This is a genomic window from Cellulosimicrobium sp. So1_17 (genome assembly GCF_055181235.1).
The window spans coordinates 79,728-95,450 of record NZ_CM143702.1 but is presented as its reverse complement, the minus strand read 5'-3'; the positions used below and the strand labels follow the sequence as shown (position 1 = coordinate 95,450).

Sequence of the window (15,723 nt, the reverse complement as noted above, 5' to 3'; positions counted from 1 at the left end):
GCGGTGGGAGCGCTTCCATAGCGCCTTCTCACCCCCCGCGAGTCTCGTCAGTGTCGACGAAAGGACTCCCTCGTGCACCGCACCCGATCCCTCGCTCTCGCCGCGGCCGCCGCGCTGCTGCTCCCGCTCGCCGCGCCGGCCGCGGCCGACGTCGTCGACGGTGACTTCGACGACGGCGGCGGCGCCTGGTGGTCCACACCGGACGTCACCACCGCCGTCACCGACGGCGCGCTGTGCGCCGACGTGCCGGCAGGCGGCGACCCGTGGACCCACATCGTCGGCCAGGGCGGTGTCGACCTGCCCGCCGGCGAGTGGTCGCTGACGTTCACCACCACCGGCGACGGCCCGGTCCGCGCGAACGTCGCCCAGGACTACGCCCCCTACGACGCGTACGGGACGCTCGCGCTCGCTCCGGGTGCCGCGACCGGCACGCACACCCTGACGTTCGACGTCGCGCAGGACGAGTCGCAGGCCCAGGTCGCGTTCCAGCTCGGTGGCCACGACACGGCCTGGACGTTCTGCCTCGACGACGTCTCGCTGGTCCCGGCCGGGACGGAGCACCTGCCCCGGACCGACTTCGCGGACGGCAGCGACCCGTGGTGGTACTCGCGCCCGACGGGGATCGACACCTCCTCGGGCGCGGCGTGCGTGGACGTCCCCGGCGGCGTCGGCACCTACGACGCGATCCTCGGCGTCAACGACCTCGAGCTGCCCGCGGGCGACTACGTCGCGCGGTACACGGGTACGGGCGACGGGCCGGTGCGGGCCGTCGTCGGGCTCCAGGTCGACCCGTACACCGCGTACGGCGAGGCGTCGGGGACGACCGGCGAGCTCGCCTTCACCCTCCCCGGTCCCGACGACGGAGGCGCGGAGACCTACCCGCAGACGCAGATGGCGTTCCAGCTCGGCGGCGCGAGCGAGGCGTGGACGTTCTGCCTCGAGACGGTGTCGCTGGTCTCGGGAGCCACGCTGCCGCCCTACGAGCCGGACACCGGCCCGCGCGTACGCGTCAACCAGGTCGGCTACCTCGCCGACGGGCCGCAGCGCGCGACGCTCGTGACCGACGCCGTCGACGCCGTCGCCTGGGAGGTCCGGGCCGGCGAGGAGGTCGTCGCCTCGGGCGAGACGACGCCGTCGGGCGCCGACGCGTCGTCGGGCGAGACCGTGCACACGATCGACCTCGGGACGCTGCCCGCGGGCACGTACACGCTCGTCGCCGACGGCGAGACGTCCCACCCGTTCGACGTGGGGACCACCGCCTACGACGCGCTGCGGTACGACGCGCTCGACTACTTCTACCTCGCCCGCTCGGGCACCGAGATCGACGCCGACCTCGTCGGCGAGGAGTACGCGCGGCCCGCCGGGCACGTCTCCTCCCCCGCCGACGGCGCGACCAACCAGGGCGACCTCGACGTCCCGTGCCAGCCCGCGGACGACCCGGTGCAGCCGTACGAGGAGCCGTGGACGTGCGACTACACGCTCGACGTCGTCGGCGGCTGGTACGACGCCGGCGACCACGGCAAGTACGTCGTCAACGGCGGCATCGCGACCGCGCAGCTCCTCGCGACCTACGAGCGGTCCCTGCACGCCGCCACCCGCGACGCCGGCGCGCTCGCCGACGGGACGCTCGCGATCCCCGAGGCCGCGAACGGGGTCCCCGACGTGCTCGACGAGGCGCGGTGGGAGCTCGAGTTCCTGCGGTCGATGACGGTGCCCGCCGGCGAGCCGCTGGCCGGCATGGTCCACCACAAGGTGCACGACAAGGGCTGGACCGGACTGCCCCTGCTGCCGCACCAGGACCCGCAGACGCGCTACCTGCACCGCCCGTCCACCGCGGCGACGCTCAACCTCGCCGCGACCGCCGCCCAGGGCGCCCGCCTCTTCGCGGCCCACGACGCGGACTACGCGGAGGCGCTGCTCGCCGACGCGCGCACGGCGTGGGCCGCGGCGCTCGCCACCCCGGACCTCTACGCGCCCGCGGCCGACGGTGCCGACGGCGGCGGTCCGTACGACGACGCGGACGTCTCCGACGAGTTCTTCTGGGCGGCCGTCGAGCTGTACCTCACGACCGGCGAGCGGACGTTCGCCGACTACGTCCACGCCCATCTGGACGACGTCACGGACACGATCGGGCGCGGCGGGTTCAGCTGGGGACAGGTGGGCCCGCTCGGGCTCCTCGACCTCGCGACGGTGCCGAACGGGCACCCCGACCGGGAGGCCGCGCGGGACGTCGTGCTCGACGGCGCGGACGCGATCCTCGCGGTCCAGCAGGGCGGGCCGTGGGGCGCCGCGTACGCCGGCGAGGAGGACGGCACGTATGTCTGGGGGTCGAACAGCTCGGTGCTCAACGCGCAGGTGGTGCTCGGCACGGCGTTCGACCTCACGGGCGACGTCGCGTACCGCGACGCCGTGATCGAGTCCACGGACTACCTGCTCGGGCGGAACGCGCTCAACCTGTCGTACGTGACGGGGTACGGCGAGGTCTTCGCGGAGAACCAGCACTCGCGCTGGTTCGCAGCGCAGCTCAACCCGGAGCTCCCGCACCCGCCCGCCGGGTCGGTGGCGGGCGGGCCGAACTCCGACGCGCCCACGTGGGACCCGACGATGCAGGGGCTCTTCCCCGACGGCTGCGCGCCGCAGACCTGCTACGTGGACGACATCACGTCGTGGGCCAGCAACGAGATCACGATCAACTGGAACTCCGCGCTCACGTGGGTCGCCTCGTTCCTCGCCGACCAGGGCCAGGGCGAGGTCGTCGCGCCGACGTGCGAGGTGTCGTACACCGAGCACGGGTCGTGGCCCGGGGGGTTCAACGCCCAGCTCTGGCTGCGCTCGACCAGCGGTCCGCTCGACTGGTCGGAGCTCACGTGGTCGTGGGTCGGCGACCAGCGCGTCACGCGCCAGGCGTGGAGCGCCGGGTGGTCGCAGGACGGCGAGACGGTCACCGCGACCTCGCTGCCCTGGAACGCCCGCGCCGCGAAGAAGGTGACGGTCGGGTTCATCGGCGACCCGGGCTCGTTCGCGTCGCCCCAGCCCGAGCAGTTCTGGCTGGACGGCGCGCCGTGCCTGACGGTCGGCCGGACGGTCAGCCGGTAGGAGCGAGCACCGCGGGCAGCTCGTCGAGCCCGTGCACCACCAGGACGCCCGACGCGCGGGCCGCCTCCGGGTCCTCCGGGTGCGGCCCGCCGCGGCGGGTCCCGGGCCGGTCGAGCCAGACGCCGACGAGCCCGGCCGCGAGCGCCGCGCGGGCGTCGACGTCGAGCTCGTCGCCCACGTACGCCGTGCGCGCCGGGTCGGTGCCGAGGCGGCGGCACGCCTCGGCGAACACGCGCGGGTCGGGCTTGCCGAAGCCGAGGGTGTCCACGCCGACGAGCAGGGGGACGTCGGGCAGGCCCGCGGCGGCGAGCTTGCGGGTCTGGAGCTCGACGCGCGCGTTCGACAGCGAGCCGACGCGGACCCCGGCGGCGGTCAGCGCGTCGACGACCGGGCGCGCGTCGGCGAACCCGGTCCACGACGCCTCGAACGTGCCCCAGAAGAGGTCCTTCCAGTCCGCGTACGCCGCGTCGTCGAGCAGGCGGCCGCCGAAGGTCGCCTGCAGCTCGTTGGCGCGCGCCATGCGCTGCGCGTCGAAGTCGATCTCACCGCGCGTGTAGGCCCGGTAGTGCTGGTTCGGGTCGGCGCGCCACAGCGCGAGGACCTCGTCGTACCGGTCCTCGGGGAGGTGCGGGAGCCACATCCGCGACGCCGCGGTGATCGCCGCCGCGAACGCGGCCATCGTGTCGACGAGCGTGTCGTCGACGTCGAACAGCACGCCGTCCAGCGCCCGGCCCGGCAACTCCACGGCAGTGCCGCCACCCACCGGTGCAGGGAGACCGCTCACAGCGCGGCCCGCAGGCTCACGAGGCGCGCGAGCGTCGACTCCTTGCCGAGCAGCTCCATCGACTCGAACAGCGGCGGGGAGACGCGACGGCCGCTGACGGCGACGCGCAGCGGCGTGAACGCGAGGCGCGGCTTGATGCCGAGACCCTCGACGATCGCGGCGTTCAGGGCGGCCTGGATCGGCTCGGCCGTGAAGTCGTCGACGTCCCCGAGCGCGGCGACGGCGGCGTCGAGCACCGGGGCCGCGGTGTCCTTGAGGGCGGACCGGGCGTCGTCCTCGATGACGAGCGCGTCGTCGGCGGTGAAGAGGAACCCGAGCATCCCGACGGACTCGCCGAGGAGCACCATGCGCTCCTGGACCAGGGGCGCCGACGCGGTGAGGAGGTCCTGGTGGCGCGGCTCGAGGTCGGCGAACGAGTCGGCGGGGACGAGGCCACCGGCGTGCAGGTACGGCACGAGGCGGTCGCGGAAGTCCTCCGGCGCGAGCATCCGCACGTGCGTGGCGTTGATCGCCTCGGCCTTCTTGAGGTCGAAGCGCGCCGGGTTGGGCAGCACGTCGTGCACGTCGAACGCGGCGACCATCTCGTCGACCGAGAAGATGTCGTTGTCCGGCGAGATGGACCAGCCGAGCAGCGCGAGGTAGTTGAGCAGGCCCTCGGGCGTGAAGCCGCGCTCGCGGTGCAGGAAGAGGTTCGACTCCGGGTCGCGCTTGGAGAGCTTCTTGTTGCCCTCGCCCATGACGTACGGCAGGTGGCCGAACTCCGGCATCACGCCCGCGACGCCGATCTCGAGCAGCGCCCGGTACAGGGCGATCTGGCGCGGGGTCGAGGACAGCAGGTCCTCGCCGCGCAGCACGTGGGTGATGCCCATGAGCGCGTCGTCGACGGGGTTGACGAGCGTGTAGAGGGGCTGGCCGTTGGCGCGCACGAGCGCGTAGTCCGGCACCGAGCCGGCCTTGAAGGTGATCTCGCCGCGGACGAGGTCGGTGAACGTGATGTCCTCGTCGGGCATCCGCAGGCGCAGGACGGGCTCGCGGCCCTCGGCGCGGAACGCCGCCTTCTGCTCGTCCGTGAGGTCGCGGTCGAAGTTGTCGTACCCCTTGGTCTTGATCCCCGCGGCCGCGTTGCGCGCGTCGGACTCCTCCGGGGTCGAGAACGACTCGTAGACGTACCCGCCCTCGACGAGCCGCCGGATGACGTCCTGGTAGAGGTCCGCACGCTGCGACTGCCGGTACGGCGCGTGCGGGCCACCGACCTCGACGCCCTCGTCCCAGTCGAGGCCGAGCCAGCGCAGCGCGTCGAGGAGCTGCTGGTAGCTCTCCTCGCTGTCGCGCGCGGCGTCGGTGTCCTCGATGCGGAACACGAACGTGCCGCCCACGTGCCGCGCGTACGCCCAGTTGAACAGCGCGGTGCGGACGAGCCCGACGTGCGGCGTCCCGGTCGGGGACGGGCAGAAGCGGACACGGACGGGCGAGGAACCAGGTGCGGGGATCACGGGCCCCAGCCTAGTGTCCGGCGCCGGACGCCCACCTCGGGCGCCCGGCCCGGACGACCGGACCCGGGCGGCGGGCGCTCAGGCCCGGCGGACCACGGGGTTGCTCAGTACGCCGATGCCCTCGACCTCGCACTCGACACGGTCCCCGACGTCGACGAGCCCGACGCCCGCGGGCGTGCCCGTGAGGATGACGTCGCCCGGCAGGAGCGTCATGGCCTCGGAGACGTACGACACGAGGAACGGGATGTCGAACACCATGTCGCTCGTGCGGCCGTCCTGCTTGGTCTCGCCGTTCACGCGGCTGCGCACGCCGACGTCCTCGGGGTCGAGGTCGGTGTCGATCCACGGGCCGAGCGGGCACGAGGAGTCGAAGCCCTTGGCGCGGGCCCACTGGCCGTCGGTGCGCTGGGCGTCGCGCGCGGTGACGTCGTTGGCGACGGTGTAGCCGAGCACGTAGGCCGACGCGGCCTCCGGCGTGACGTCCTTGGCGAGCCGGCCGATGACGACGGCGAGCTCGGCCTCGTACGAGACCTCCTGCGAGAAGTCGGGCAGGACGATCGGGTCGTCCGGGCCGACGACCGACGTGTTCGGCTTGAGGAACAGCAGCGGGCTCGACGGGACGTCGTTGCCCATCTCCTTCGCGTGGTCCGCGTAGTTGCGGCCCACCGCGACGATCTTCGAGCGCGGGATCACCGGCGCGAGGAGGCGCACGCCGTCGCCCAGCTCGACGCGCTCCCCCGTCGGCGTGACGGGCATGTAGAGCGGGTCGCCCGTGAGGACCGCGAGGTACGTGCGGTCCCCCTCCTGCTGGACGAGGGCGTAGCGGGGGTCGTCTCCGGTGGTGAATCTCGCGATGCGCACGGGCCCAGGCTATCGGCCGGGCGCCGGCGCCACCGCGTCGGCGGTCACACCCGGGCGAGGACCTCGCCGTTGAGCACCGCGAACCAGCCCGCCGGCTCCTCGGCCCACCGCAGCCAGTCCTGCGCGAGCAGCTCGAGCGCGACGTCGTCCGCGAGCGCCGACTCCTGTGCCTGCACGGCGAAGTTGGACGCGACGCAGCGCTCGGCCCACAGGCCGCCCCACCACGTGCGGTCCTCGGGCGTCGCGTAGCACCAGGTGCTCGCCGACGGGACGATCCCCGCGAGGTCGAACCCGGCGTCCTGGACCCACGCGAAGAGGCGGCGCCCGGCGTCGGCCTCGAACCCGTAGGCGTGCGTGACCTCGTGGTAGAGCGTGTTCCACTCCGTGAGCCCCGGGGACTCGGGGTACCAGGTCATGGCGGCGTAGTCGGCGTCGCGCACCGCGACGAGGCCGCCGGGCCTCGCGACCCGCTTCATCTCGCGCAGGGCGCCGATCGGGTCGGACAGGTGCTGCAGGAGCTGGTGGGCGTAGACGACGTCGAACGTGCCGTCGGCGAACGGCAGCTCGTAGGCGTTCGCCTGCTGGAACGTGATGTTCGCGGTGCCGCGCTGGGCGGCGAGGTCGCGCGCGCTGTCGAGCACGGCGGCCGAGGCGTCCACGCCGACGACGCGACCGCCGGCGACGCGCTCGGCGAGGTCCACGGTGACCGTCGCCGGGCCGCAGCCGACGTCGAGGACGCTCATGCCCTCACGCAGGTGCGGCAGGAGGAAGCCTGCGGAGTTCTCCGCGGTGCGCCAACGGTGGGAGCGCAGCACGGACTCGTGGTGGCCGTGCGTGTAGGACTCGGACTCCTTGGAGGGGTTGGAGCCGGCAGCCCCGGTGGGGGCGTCGCCGCGGGGGTCGGCGGCGTCGGCTCCGCTGAGAGGGGTTTCCGTCATACCCGCACGGTAGGCCGGACGTCGGGCCTTCTCGACCCCGTTCTCACACTCTGGGCGCCGACTTCGCGAGAAGGGCGCGGCGGGCGTCGCGCGCGAGGCCCCGGCGTCGGACAATCACCCCCATGACTGCCGTCGCCGCCCCCGGCCTCGCCCGCCGGCACGCTGACCTGCTGCTCGGCGGCCCGGGTCGGGTCACCGGTGTCGACGTGGCGCGCGGGCTCGCCGTGCTGGGGATGTTCACGGCGCACGTCGGGTTCACGTCCACCGACGCCGGTGGCGTCGCCGCGTTCCTCGAGATCTCGCACGGCCGGTCGTCCATCCTCTTCGCGCTCGTCGCGGGGGTCTCCCTCGCGATCGTCTCGGGCGGGCGGACGCCGCTCACCGGCCTGCCCATGCTCCAGGCGCGCACGCGCATCCTCGTGCGGGCGGTCCTGCTCCTCGCGCTCGTGGGACTGCTGGACCTGCTCGGCACGCGGGTGCTGCTGATCCTCGGCTTCTACGCCGCGTACTTCGTCCTCGCGCTGCCGTTCCTGCGCTGGCCGCCCGGGCGGCTCGCGGTGCTCGCGGGCACGATCGCGCTCGTCGGGCCGGTGCTCGCGTACTACGGCCCGGAGGCCCTCGCGCGGGCCGGGCTGCACCTGCCCGACGACGGGTCGGGCGCCTTCACCGACTTCCTCCTCTCCGGCCACTACCCCGCGATCGTGTGGATGGCGTACGTGCTCGCCGGCGTGGCGATCGGCCGGCTCGACCTCACCTCGACCCTCGTGCGGCTGCTGCTCGTGACGGGCGGCCTGCTCGCGACGGCGATCGGGTACGGGGTGTCCTCGGCGGTCGTCGGCCCGCTCGGAGGCCCGCAGGCGGTGGAGGACGCCGCGGCGGCCTGGTCGAGCGGCCTGCGGCCCGAACCCCTCACCTGGTCCGACCCGTGGCCCACGTCGGCCTACCTGTGGCTGGCCGGCCCGCACACCGACACCCTGCCCGAGGTCGTCGGGTCCGGCGGGTTCGCCGTCGCGGTGCTCGGCCTGTGCCTGTTCGTGGGGCGCGTCGGGCGGTGGGTCCTCGCGCCCGTCGCCGCCGTCGGGGCGATGGCCCTCAGCGTGTACTCGGCCCAGATCGTCGTCCTGTGGCTCTGGGGCGACGCCGCCTACGAGCAGACCACGAACGGGCCGCTGCTCGTCCTCGTGCTCGTGACGCTGGCCGCGGCGACGGCGTGGCGCTGGGCGTTCGGGCGCGGGCCGCTGGAGCGCCTGTTCGCGTCGGTGGCCGCCCGCACGTCGGCGGTCACCCCTCCCGCGAGGCCGGACGACGCGTCGTAGGGTCGGCGCATGACGACCCAGGGACCCACCGACCAGCCCGTCTCGACCCCGGGCTCCACCGGCCCGACCGTGCCCGCGCCGGGCGGTCCCGCGCTGCGCCGGCTCGGGCGCTCCGGCCTCGCCGTGTCGGCCGTCGGGCTCGGCTGCAACAACTTCGGCCGCGCGCAGACGGCGACGGAGACGCTCGACGGGACGCGCGCCGTCGTCGACGCGGCCCTCGAGTCGGGCGTGACGTTCTTCGACACCGCGGACACCTACGGCGCTCGCCCGGGCCTGAGCGAGGAGCTCCTCGGCCAGGCGCTCGACGGGCGTCGCGACGACGTCGTCGTCGCGACGAAGTTCGGCATGTCGATGCGCGGGGCGGCCGGCGAGGACTTCGGCGCGCGCGGGTCGCGACGCTACGTCGTGCGCGCCGTCGAGGGATCGCTGCGTCGTCTCCGCACGGACCGCATCGACCTCTACCAGTTCCACACGCCCGACCCGCTCACGCCGGTCGACGAGACGCTCTCGGCGCTCGACGACCTCGTGCGCGCGGGCAAGGTGCTGTACGTCGGCCACTCCAACCGGGCCGGCTGGCAGATCGCGGAGGCCGAGCTCACGGCGCGCGCCGCCGGGAGCGTGCGCTTCGTCTCCGCGCAGAACCAGTACAACCTCGTCGACCGCGCCGCGGAGCTCGAGGTGCTGCCCGCCGCGCAGGCGTACGGGCTGGGCGTCCTGCCCTACTTCCCGCTCGCCAACGGGCTGCTCACCGGCAAGTACGCGCACGGCGCCCGGCCCGACGACGGCCGGCTCGTGCGCTCGAAGCCGCACCTGCTCGAGTCCGCGCCGTGGGAGGCGCTGGCACGCCTGCGCGCGTTCTGCGAGGTCCGCGACCTCACCGAGGTCCAGGTGGCGTTCGGCTGGCTGCTGTCGCGTCCGCAGGTGTCGAGCGTCATCGCCGGCGCGACGCGGCCCGAGCAGGTGCGGCAGAACGCCGCCGCCGGCGCGTGGGCGCCGACGGCCGAGGACCTGGCGGAGATCGACGACATCTTCCCGCCGGCCGCGAAGATCGCCCCGTTCTGACGCCACCGCGCTCACCGGGCGCTCCGGGTACCGCCCGGACCGGTGCGGGCCTACCGTGGACGCATGGCCACGTGGGACGACCTCGACCGCATCGCCGCGGTCCTGCCCGACACCGCGCAGGGTGACCCGCACCAGTGGCGCGTCCACGGCAAGGCGTTCGTCTGGGAGCGACCCCTACGACCGAAGGACCGCACCGAGCTGGGCGACGCCGCACCCGAGGCCGCTCCGCTGGCGTTCTGGGTGGGCGACGAGGGCGAGAAGCAGGCGCTGCTCGGCGACGACCCGGCGACGTTCCTCACGACCTCGCACTTCGACGGCTACGCCATCGTGCTCGCGCGGCTCGACCGGATCCCCGTCCCGGAGCTCGAGGAGGTCGTGCAGGACGCGTGGCTCGCGCGGGCCCCGAAGCGACTCGCGGCGGAGTACCTCGCCGAGTCGGAGTGACCGTCCGGTCGGGGTGGCCCTCCGCCGGGCGACGCGGGCGACGGCCCGCCCGGAGGAGCCGGGCAGGCCGTCGTGACGTGCAACGGGTCAGTACTGGCTGACCGACGTCACCTCGAACGTCGCGGTCTTCATCGCCTCGAGGTTCTCCGCGTCGATGAAGTCGAAGATCTCGACGGTCTCGGTCGCGCCCGGCTCGAGCGTCTCGGTAAAGGCGAAGTCCGACTCGATGACCGTGCCGTCGGCCGCGACCGCGTCGACGTCGAGGTCGTACATCATCGCCTCGTCGGCGTTGTTCGTGAGCGTGACGGTGAGCGACGAGTCGACCCAGCCGTACTCGTCGGCCGTGCCCTCGAACGTGCCGAACTCCACCCCGAGGTCGTTCGCGAGGATGTCGTCCGTCGCGTCGCCCGACATGCGGTCGAGGTCCTGCTGCGTCTCCGTCTCGAGCTCCGAGAGCGTCTGCTCGTACTCGGTCGAGACGGAGTCGGCCCACGCGACGAGGAGCACGTAGGTGAGGACCGTCCCGACGATCGCGAGCGCGCCGACGACGATCGCGGAGAGCGCGAAGCCCTTGCCGGTCTTGCCGTTCTTCACCTGGAGGAGACCGACGATGCCGAGCACGAGGCCGGCGAGCCCCAGGATCGCCGCGAAGATGTTCAGGCCCGGGATCCAGCAGCCGAGCAGGCCGACGATCGCGAGGACGAAGCCCGTGATCGCGAGCGTGTTCGTCGACGACGGCGCGGGCGGCCCGTAGCCCGGGTACCCGCCGTAGGGGGCACCGTAGGGCGGCTGCTGCGTCGGGTCCGGCGCACCGTAGGGCTGCGCGCCGTAGCCCTGCTGCGCCGGGTCCGGCGCGCCACCGTACGGCGCGGCGTAGGGCTGCTGGGCCGAGGCGTCGGTGCCGTAGGGCTGCGCGCCGTAGCCCGGTGCGGCACCGTACGGCGCCTGCTCGGGCTGACCGGCGGGCGCACCCCAGGCCGCGGACTGCTCGGGCGCGCCCGACGGCGCGGGCGGGGCGTACGCGTCCGGTGAGGGCGGCGCGTACGCGTCCGGTGAGGGCGAGCCGCCGGGCTGGTACGGGTCGTGCTGGTACGGGTCGGGGGAGCCGGCGGGCGGCTGCGTCATGATGCTCCTTCGCGGTCTGTACCGCGTCGTCGGGTGGCGTGCCGGGACTTCACAGCACGTTCACACCCATTCTGTCGTCATCGGTGCCGCGCGACCCAATTGTCCACCGGGTGATCTTGGCCGTTCTCGTACCCTGGGGTGGTGCCCACCACCGACCTCGCCCCGGGACCGACCGCGCCTCGCCGCGCCGTCGAGCACGAGGTCGTGGTGCCCGCGGAGGAGTGGCAGGAGGCCGAGCGCCGGCACGCCGAGCGCGCCGACGACTTCACCGCGGGCTGGCGCCGCCGCAAGCCGCTCGGCGAGAAGCACGCGATCGAGGACTTCCTCTTCACGTACTACCCGACGCGACCGGCCCAGCTCCGCCGCTGGCACCCGGGCGCCGGCCTCGTCCTCGCGGACCCGGGCGAGCGCGCGACCTGGCGCTGGTACCGCCCGACGTCGGACGGCGTGACCCTCGACGTCCCGGCCTACCTCGCCGAGCGCGGCGACACCGTCCGGTACGTCGTCGAGCTGCTCGAGGCGACGGCGTCGCGCCCCGGACGCTTCGGCTGCTTCGGCCTGCACGAGTGGGCCATGGTCTACCGCGACCAGGCGTCCGGTCGGGACCACCGCCATCCGCTGCCCCTGCGGCTCGGCCACGAGGGCACGGACGCCGTCGTCGCGTCGCACCCCGTGCAGTGCTCGCACTTCGACGCGTTCCGCTTCTTCACGTCCGACGCCGTGCCGCTCAACCGGCAGACCCCGACGCGCGAGACCCAGACCGCGCTCGAGCAGCCGGGCTGCCTGCACGCGACGATGGACCTGTACAAGTGGGCCCTGAAGCTCGGCCCAGCCGTGCCGGGCGACCTCCTGCTCGACACGTTCGAGCTCGCGCGCGACGTGCGGGCCGTCGACATGCAGGCGTCGCCGTACGACGTCTCGTCCTACGGGCTCGCCCCGGTCGCGATCGAGACGCCCGAGGGCAAGGCCGAGTACGTGCGCCACCAGCGCGCGTTCGCGGAGCGCGGTGGAGCGCTGCGGGAACGTCTGCTCGCGGTGTGCACACCGCTCGTGGGGTCCGACGCCGATCCGGGCCCGACGACCGTGCCCTCTCAGCGGCCGGGCGTCAGTGGGACAGCATCCCGCTGACGAGGCAGCGCCACGTGACGGGCCCGACGACGCCGTCGACGAGCACCTCGGGGAATCCCGCGTGCAGCGCGTCCTGGAACGCGCGCACCCACGCCTCGGTGCGGGGACCGAGCTGCCCGTCGACGACGAGCACCGGATCCGGCCGGCCCGACAGGTCGCGCGCGACGGCCTCGCGCTGGACCGCGCGCACCGCCTCGCCGACGCTCCCCCGGCGCACGACCACGACGAGCGCCGCCCAGGTCGCGGGACCCACGACCCCGTCGACGTCGAGGCCCCTGGACTCCTGGAACGCACGGACCGCTCGTTCGGTCAGCGGCCCGAGCACGCCGTCGACGACGAGGTCGTGCCCCCGGTGCCGCAGGAGGTGCTGGACCGACTGGACGGGGTGCCCGTTCGCTCCGCGCCGCACGCGCGGCCACGGCGGCAGTGCCGTGATGACGGTGGTCATGATCCTTCCCTTCCGCGGTCGCGGACGCGGCGGTCGATCCCGCCGTGAGGCGTCCGCGCCCCCGTCCGGAGAGAGGGGTCGCCCGTCGGCATGATGCGGTCTGCGACGCCCGTGCGAGGATCGCTCGCGTGAACCACCTCCCGGCTGCCGCCGTACCGACCGATGCCGTCGTCGTCCCGGACGCGGTGCGCGCGCTCGCGGGCGACGACGTCGTGACCCCCGTGTGGCGCAACCAGCTCGGCGGGCTGACCTTCCGCCTCGACCCCGCTGGCGCGACCGGACCGACGCGCTTCGCCAAGTGGGTCGCCGCCGGGACGCCCGGGCTCGACCTCGCCGCCGAGGCCACCCGCCTCGCCTGGGCGGGCGGTCGTGCCGCGGTCCCGCGCGTCGTCGACCACGGCTCGGACGCGGACGGCGGCTGGCTCATCACCGAGGCGCTCGCGGGCACGTCGGCGGTCGACGCCCGCTGGGTCGCCGAGCCGGTGACCGCCGCCCGCGCGATCGGTCGCGGGCTGCGCGTCCTGCACGACGCGCTGCCCGTCGACGAGTGCCCGTTCGACTGGGGGGCCCCGGTGCGGGTCGCGCAGGCCGACGCCCGGCTCGCCGGCGGCGGGGGCCCCCACGAGTGGTTCCCCGAGCACCGGGGCCTCAGCGCCGTCGAGGCGCGGTCCCGGCTGGACGACCCGCCCGCCGTCGACCGCCTCGTGGTGTGCCACGGCGACGCGTGCGCGCCCAACACGCTCCTGCACGACGACGGCACGTTCGCCGCGCACGTCGACCTCGGCTCGCTCGGGGTCGCCGACCGGTGGGCGGACCTCGCCGTCGCGGCCTGGAGCACGGAGTGGAACTACGGCCCCGGGTACGACGGCGAGGTCTACGCGGGCTACGGCGTCGAGCCCGACCCGGAGCGCATCGCCTTCTACCGGCTCCTGTGGGACCTGAGCTGAGCCGTCACGTGCCCGGCACCGCGAGGCGCTCCCTCCACCGGTCGGCTCAGCCCTGGTCGTGCGCTGCGAACCCGGTCGGCGGCCGGTCGAGGAACGTCGTCACCGACGAGACGAGCCCGTCGGGCCGGACGAGGAGCACGTCCGTCCCGGTGGCGAACTCCGACCCGTCCGGCGCGAGCGCTCGCCAGCGCAGCCGAGCACGGTCCTCACGGAGGTCCGGCTCGACCCGGGGCTCGAACCGGTGCCTCGCGACGTGCGTGAGCAGCTCCGTCGCGAAGCCGAGCACCGCGTCGTACCCCTCCAGCCGCCGGAGCGGGGCGTCGTACTCGACGTCGCGCGCGAACACGCCGGGCGCGCGCCGGTCGCGCCCCGTCGCGTCCGGCGTGTTCCAGAAGTCCAGGTAGCGCTCGACCGCCGCAGCGGCGCTCGTCGTGGTCGTGGTGGTCGTGGTGGTCATGCGCCCTCCTCGGGTCCGCGGCCGCAGGGCGGCCGTCCCGGCACCGTGCCGGACCTCCACCGTCGGCGCCCGACGTCGTGACGTCGATGACGTCGGAGGTAGTTGGCACGCGTCCCGTGCCCGGGCAGGGTGGTCCCATGACCGTCACCGACGCTCCCGCCGGCGCCCTCCTGCGCGAGTGGCGCGTCCGTCGCCGGCGGTCCCAGCTCGACCTGGCCGTCGGCGCCGAGGTCTCCGCGCGGCACATCAGCTTCCTCGAGACGGGACGTGCACGACCGAGCAGGGCGATGCTCGAGCGGCTCTGCGACGAGCTCGACGTCCCGCTGCGCGCCCGCAACGACCTCTACCTCGCCGCAGGGTTCGCGCCGGTCCACCGCGAGTCGTCGCTCGTGTCGCAGGACCTCGCGGCGGCGTCCCGGGCGGTCGACCTCGTGCTCGCCGGCCACGAGCCGTTCCCCGCGCTCGCCGTCGACGGGCGCTGGGACCTCGTCGCGGCGAACACGGCGGCGCAGGGCTTCCTCGACGGGGCCGCGCCGGCGCTGCTCGAACCACCGGTGAACGTGCTGCGGCTCACCCTCCATCCCGACGGCATGGCCGGCCGGATCCGCAACCTCCCGGAGTGGGGCCGGCACACCCTGCGCCGCGTGCGTCGCACCCTCGACCGCACCGGCGACCCGGCGCTCGGCGAGCTGCTGACGGAGCTCGCCGGCTACGTCCACGCCACGGACCCGCGCGCCGCCGCGGGCGACCTCGGCTCACCGGTTCGCGACGCCGTCGTGCCGCTGCGGCTCGCCGGCGAGCACGGCGACCTCGCGTTCTGCTACACGACGACCGTCTTCGGCTCACCGCAGGACGTGACGCTCGACGAGCTCGCCGTCGAGTCGTTCTTCCCCGCCGACGACGCGACCGCGGCCGCCCTCGGGGTGACCCGTCGCCCGGGCACCGCCGGTCGCTAGCGGCGTGGTTGGTGCGCCGGGACGCCTCGTGCGGCCTGGTCGGCAGTCTCGGCGATGCGGCGCTCGCGCGTCCCCGGGCGGCGCGCCTCGACGACCCACCCGAGGATCGACCGCCGCACGCCCGGCGTGAAGGCGTCGAACCGCTCGCGAGCCCCGGGCCGAGCCGCGAGCGCCGACGCGAGGTCGTCCGGGACGACGAGCGCCTCGGCGTCGTCGTGCCGGGTCCAGGACCCGTCGGCCTTCGCCGCGTCGACGACGGCGCGCCCGGCGGCGGTCAGGCGGCCGTCGGCCTCGATGCGCGCGACCCGTTCCTTGCTGAGGCGCGTCCAGCGGCTGCCCGGACGCCGGCGCGTGAACCACAGCGCGTGCCGCTCGTCGTCGACGGTCGCGGCCTGCCCGTCGATCCAGCCGAACGACAGGGCCTCCTCGATCCACGGCTCGTACCCGGGCATGGGGTGCCCGCTCCCCCGGCGCCACGTCACGAGCCACACGCCAGGTTCGGGCTCGTCGTGGTGCTCGGCGAGCCACGCGCGCCACCCCTGGGGCGTGCCGGCGTGGAACGCGGGGCGCCCCTGGTACTCGTCCATCCGTGGTGCCTCTCGTCGGTGGGGCACCAGCGTGCCCGCTCCGCGCAGCGGGCGCCAAGGGGACGGACGACGAGACCCGGG

General features: G+C 74.5%; 15 protein-coding genes. 7 read left to right on the top strand and 8 right to left on the bottom strand.

All coding sequences use genetic code 11. The features are described from left to right. The first annotated feature begins 72 nt into the window (after nucleotides 1-72). On the top strand, nucleotides 73-3,096 hold the full coding sequence (locus ACZCLJ_RS00380; RefSeq protein ID WP_463105083.1) for a glycoside hydrolase family 9 protein: 3,024 nt from the start codon (nucleotides 73-75) through the stop codon (nucleotides 3,094-3,096). Here the strand turns inward: ACZCLJ_RS00380 and ACZCLJ_RS00375 are convergent. The 4 genes from ACZCLJ_RS00375 to ACZCLJ_RS00360 all read right to left on the bottom strand — a co-directional run bounded on the left by ACZCLJ_RS00375 (nucleotide 3,086) and on the right by ACZCLJ_RS00360 (nucleotide 7,172). After that, a complete protein-coding gene (locus ACZCLJ_RS00375) occupies nucleotides 3,086-3,841 on the bottom strand; it encodes an HAD family hydrolase (RefSeq protein WP_463105082.1) in 756 nt (251 codons plus the stop codon). The two genes, ACZCLJ_RS00380 and ACZCLJ_RS00375, sit on opposite strands and share 11 nt — an antisense overlap. A 35-nt stretch (nucleotides 3,842-3,876) precedes the next feature. Then, on the bottom strand, nucleotides 3,877-5,373 hold the full coding sequence (gltX, locus tag ACZCLJ_RS00370; RefSeq protein WP_463105081.1) for a glutamate--tRNA ligase: 1,497 nt from the start codon (nucleotides 5,371-5,373) through the stop codon (nucleotides 3,877-3,879). 78 nt (nucleotides 5,374-5,451) lie between these two features. Beyond that, nucleotides 5,452-6,234, bottom strand: a complete 783-nt coding sequence (locus tag ACZCLJ_RS00365; RefSeq protein ID WP_251151749.1) for a fumarylacetoacetate hydrolase family protein — start codon at nucleotides 6,232-6,234, stop codon at nucleotides 5,452-5,454. Between the two features lie 44 nt (nucleotides 6,235-6,278). Then, nucleotides 6,279-7,172 carry a methyltransferase domain-containing protein gene (locus tag ACZCLJ_RS00360; RefSeq protein WP_463105080.1) on the bottom strand — a complete coding sequence of 298 codons (894 nt, stop codon included), beginning with the start codon at nucleotides 7,170-7,172 and terminating at the stop codon, nucleotides 6,279-6,281. A gap of 122 nt (nucleotides 7,173-7,294) precedes the next feature. Here ACZCLJ_RS00360 and ACZCLJ_RS00355 point away from each other — a divergent pair, with 122 nt between their 5' ends. The 3 genes from ACZCLJ_RS00355 (at nucleotide 7,295) to ACZCLJ_RS00345 (ending at nucleotide 9,994) form a co-directional block, all read left to right on the top strand. Further along, a complete protein-coding gene (locus tag ACZCLJ_RS00355) occupies nucleotides 7,295-8,488 on the top strand; it encodes a heparan-alpha-glucosaminide N-acetyltransferase domain-containing protein (RefSeq protein WP_463105079.1) in 1,194 nt (397 codons plus the stop codon). 9 nt (nucleotides 8,489-8,497) lie between these two features. Beyond that, nucleotides 8,498-9,550 carry an aldo/keto reductase gene (locus tag ACZCLJ_RS00350; protein WP_463105078.1) on the top strand — a complete coding sequence of 351 codons (1,053 nt, stop codon included), beginning with the start codon at nucleotides 8,498-8,500 and terminating at the stop codon, nucleotides 9,548-9,550. 63 nt (nucleotides 9,551-9,613) lie between these two features. Continuing rightward, entirely contained in the window at nucleotides 9,614-9,994 is a 381-nt protein-coding gene (locus ACZCLJ_RS00345) for an MmcQ/YjbR family DNA-binding protein (protein ID WP_251151753.1), read from the top strand. Between the two features lie 87 nt (nucleotides 9,995-10,081). On the opposite strand, the gene ACZCLJ_RS00340 is transcribed toward ACZCLJ_RS00345, so the two are convergent. Then, nucleotides 10,082-11,119 (bottom strand): DUF4190 domain-containing protein, encoded by a 1,038-nt coding sequence (locus ACZCLJ_RS00340; protein ID WP_463105077.1) that lies wholly within the window; start codon nucleotides 11,117-11,119, stop codon nucleotides 10,082-10,084. A 141-nt stretch (nucleotides 11,120-11,260) separates the two neighbouring features. On the opposite strand from ACZCLJ_RS00340, the gene ACZCLJ_RS00335 reads away from it, so the two are divergent. Next, nucleotides 11,261-12,247: a 3-methyladenine DNA glycosylase gene (locus ACZCLJ_RS00335; protein WP_463105076.1), complete on the top strand. Its 987-nt coding sequence runs from the start codon at nucleotides 11,261-11,263 to the stop codon at nucleotides 12,245-12,247. Here ACZCLJ_RS00335 and ACZCLJ_RS00330 read toward each other — a convergent pair. Then, entirely contained in the window at nucleotides 12,225-12,695 is a 471-nt protein-coding gene (locus ACZCLJ_RS00330; protein WP_251151754.1) for a peptidoglycan-binding domain-containing protein, read from the bottom strand. The genes ACZCLJ_RS00335 and ACZCLJ_RS00330 overlap by 23 nt on opposite strands. Before the next feature lie 128 nt (nucleotides 12,696-12,823). On the opposite strand from ACZCLJ_RS00330, the gene ACZCLJ_RS00325 reads away from it, so the two are divergent. Next, entirely contained in the window at nucleotides 12,824-13,642 is an 819-nt protein-coding gene (locus ACZCLJ_RS00325; protein WP_463105075.1) for a phosphotransferase, read from the top strand. 46 nt (nucleotides 13,643-13,688) lie between these two features. Here the strand turns inward: ACZCLJ_RS00325 and ACZCLJ_RS00320 are convergent, their stop codons facing one another. Further along, nucleotides 13,689-14,099, bottom strand: coding sequence for a nuclear transport factor 2-like protein (locus ACZCLJ_RS00320; protein ID WP_463105074.1), 411 nt, complete (start codon nucleotides 14,097-14,099; stop codon nucleotides 13,689-13,691). 137 nt (nucleotides 14,100-14,236) lie between these two features. Here ACZCLJ_RS00320 and ACZCLJ_RS00315 point away from each other — a divergent pair, with 137 nt between their 5' ends. Next, complete coding sequence (locus ACZCLJ_RS00315; RefSeq protein WP_463105073.1) at nucleotides 14,237-15,055, top strand: helix-turn-helix domain-containing protein; 819 nt, start codon at nucleotides 14,237-14,239, stop codon at nucleotides 15,053-15,055. On the opposite strand, the gene ACZCLJ_RS00310 is transcribed toward ACZCLJ_RS00315, so the two are convergent. Beyond that, nucleotides 15,052-15,642 carry a YdeI/OmpD-associated family protein gene (locus ACZCLJ_RS00310; protein WP_463105072.1) on the bottom strand — a complete coding sequence of 197 codons (591 nt, stop codon included), beginning with the start codon at nucleotides 15,640-15,642 and terminating at the stop codon, nucleotides 15,052-15,054. The genes ACZCLJ_RS00315 and ACZCLJ_RS00310 overlap by 4 nt on opposite strands. Nucleotides 15,643-15,723 lie beyond the last annotated feature (81 nt).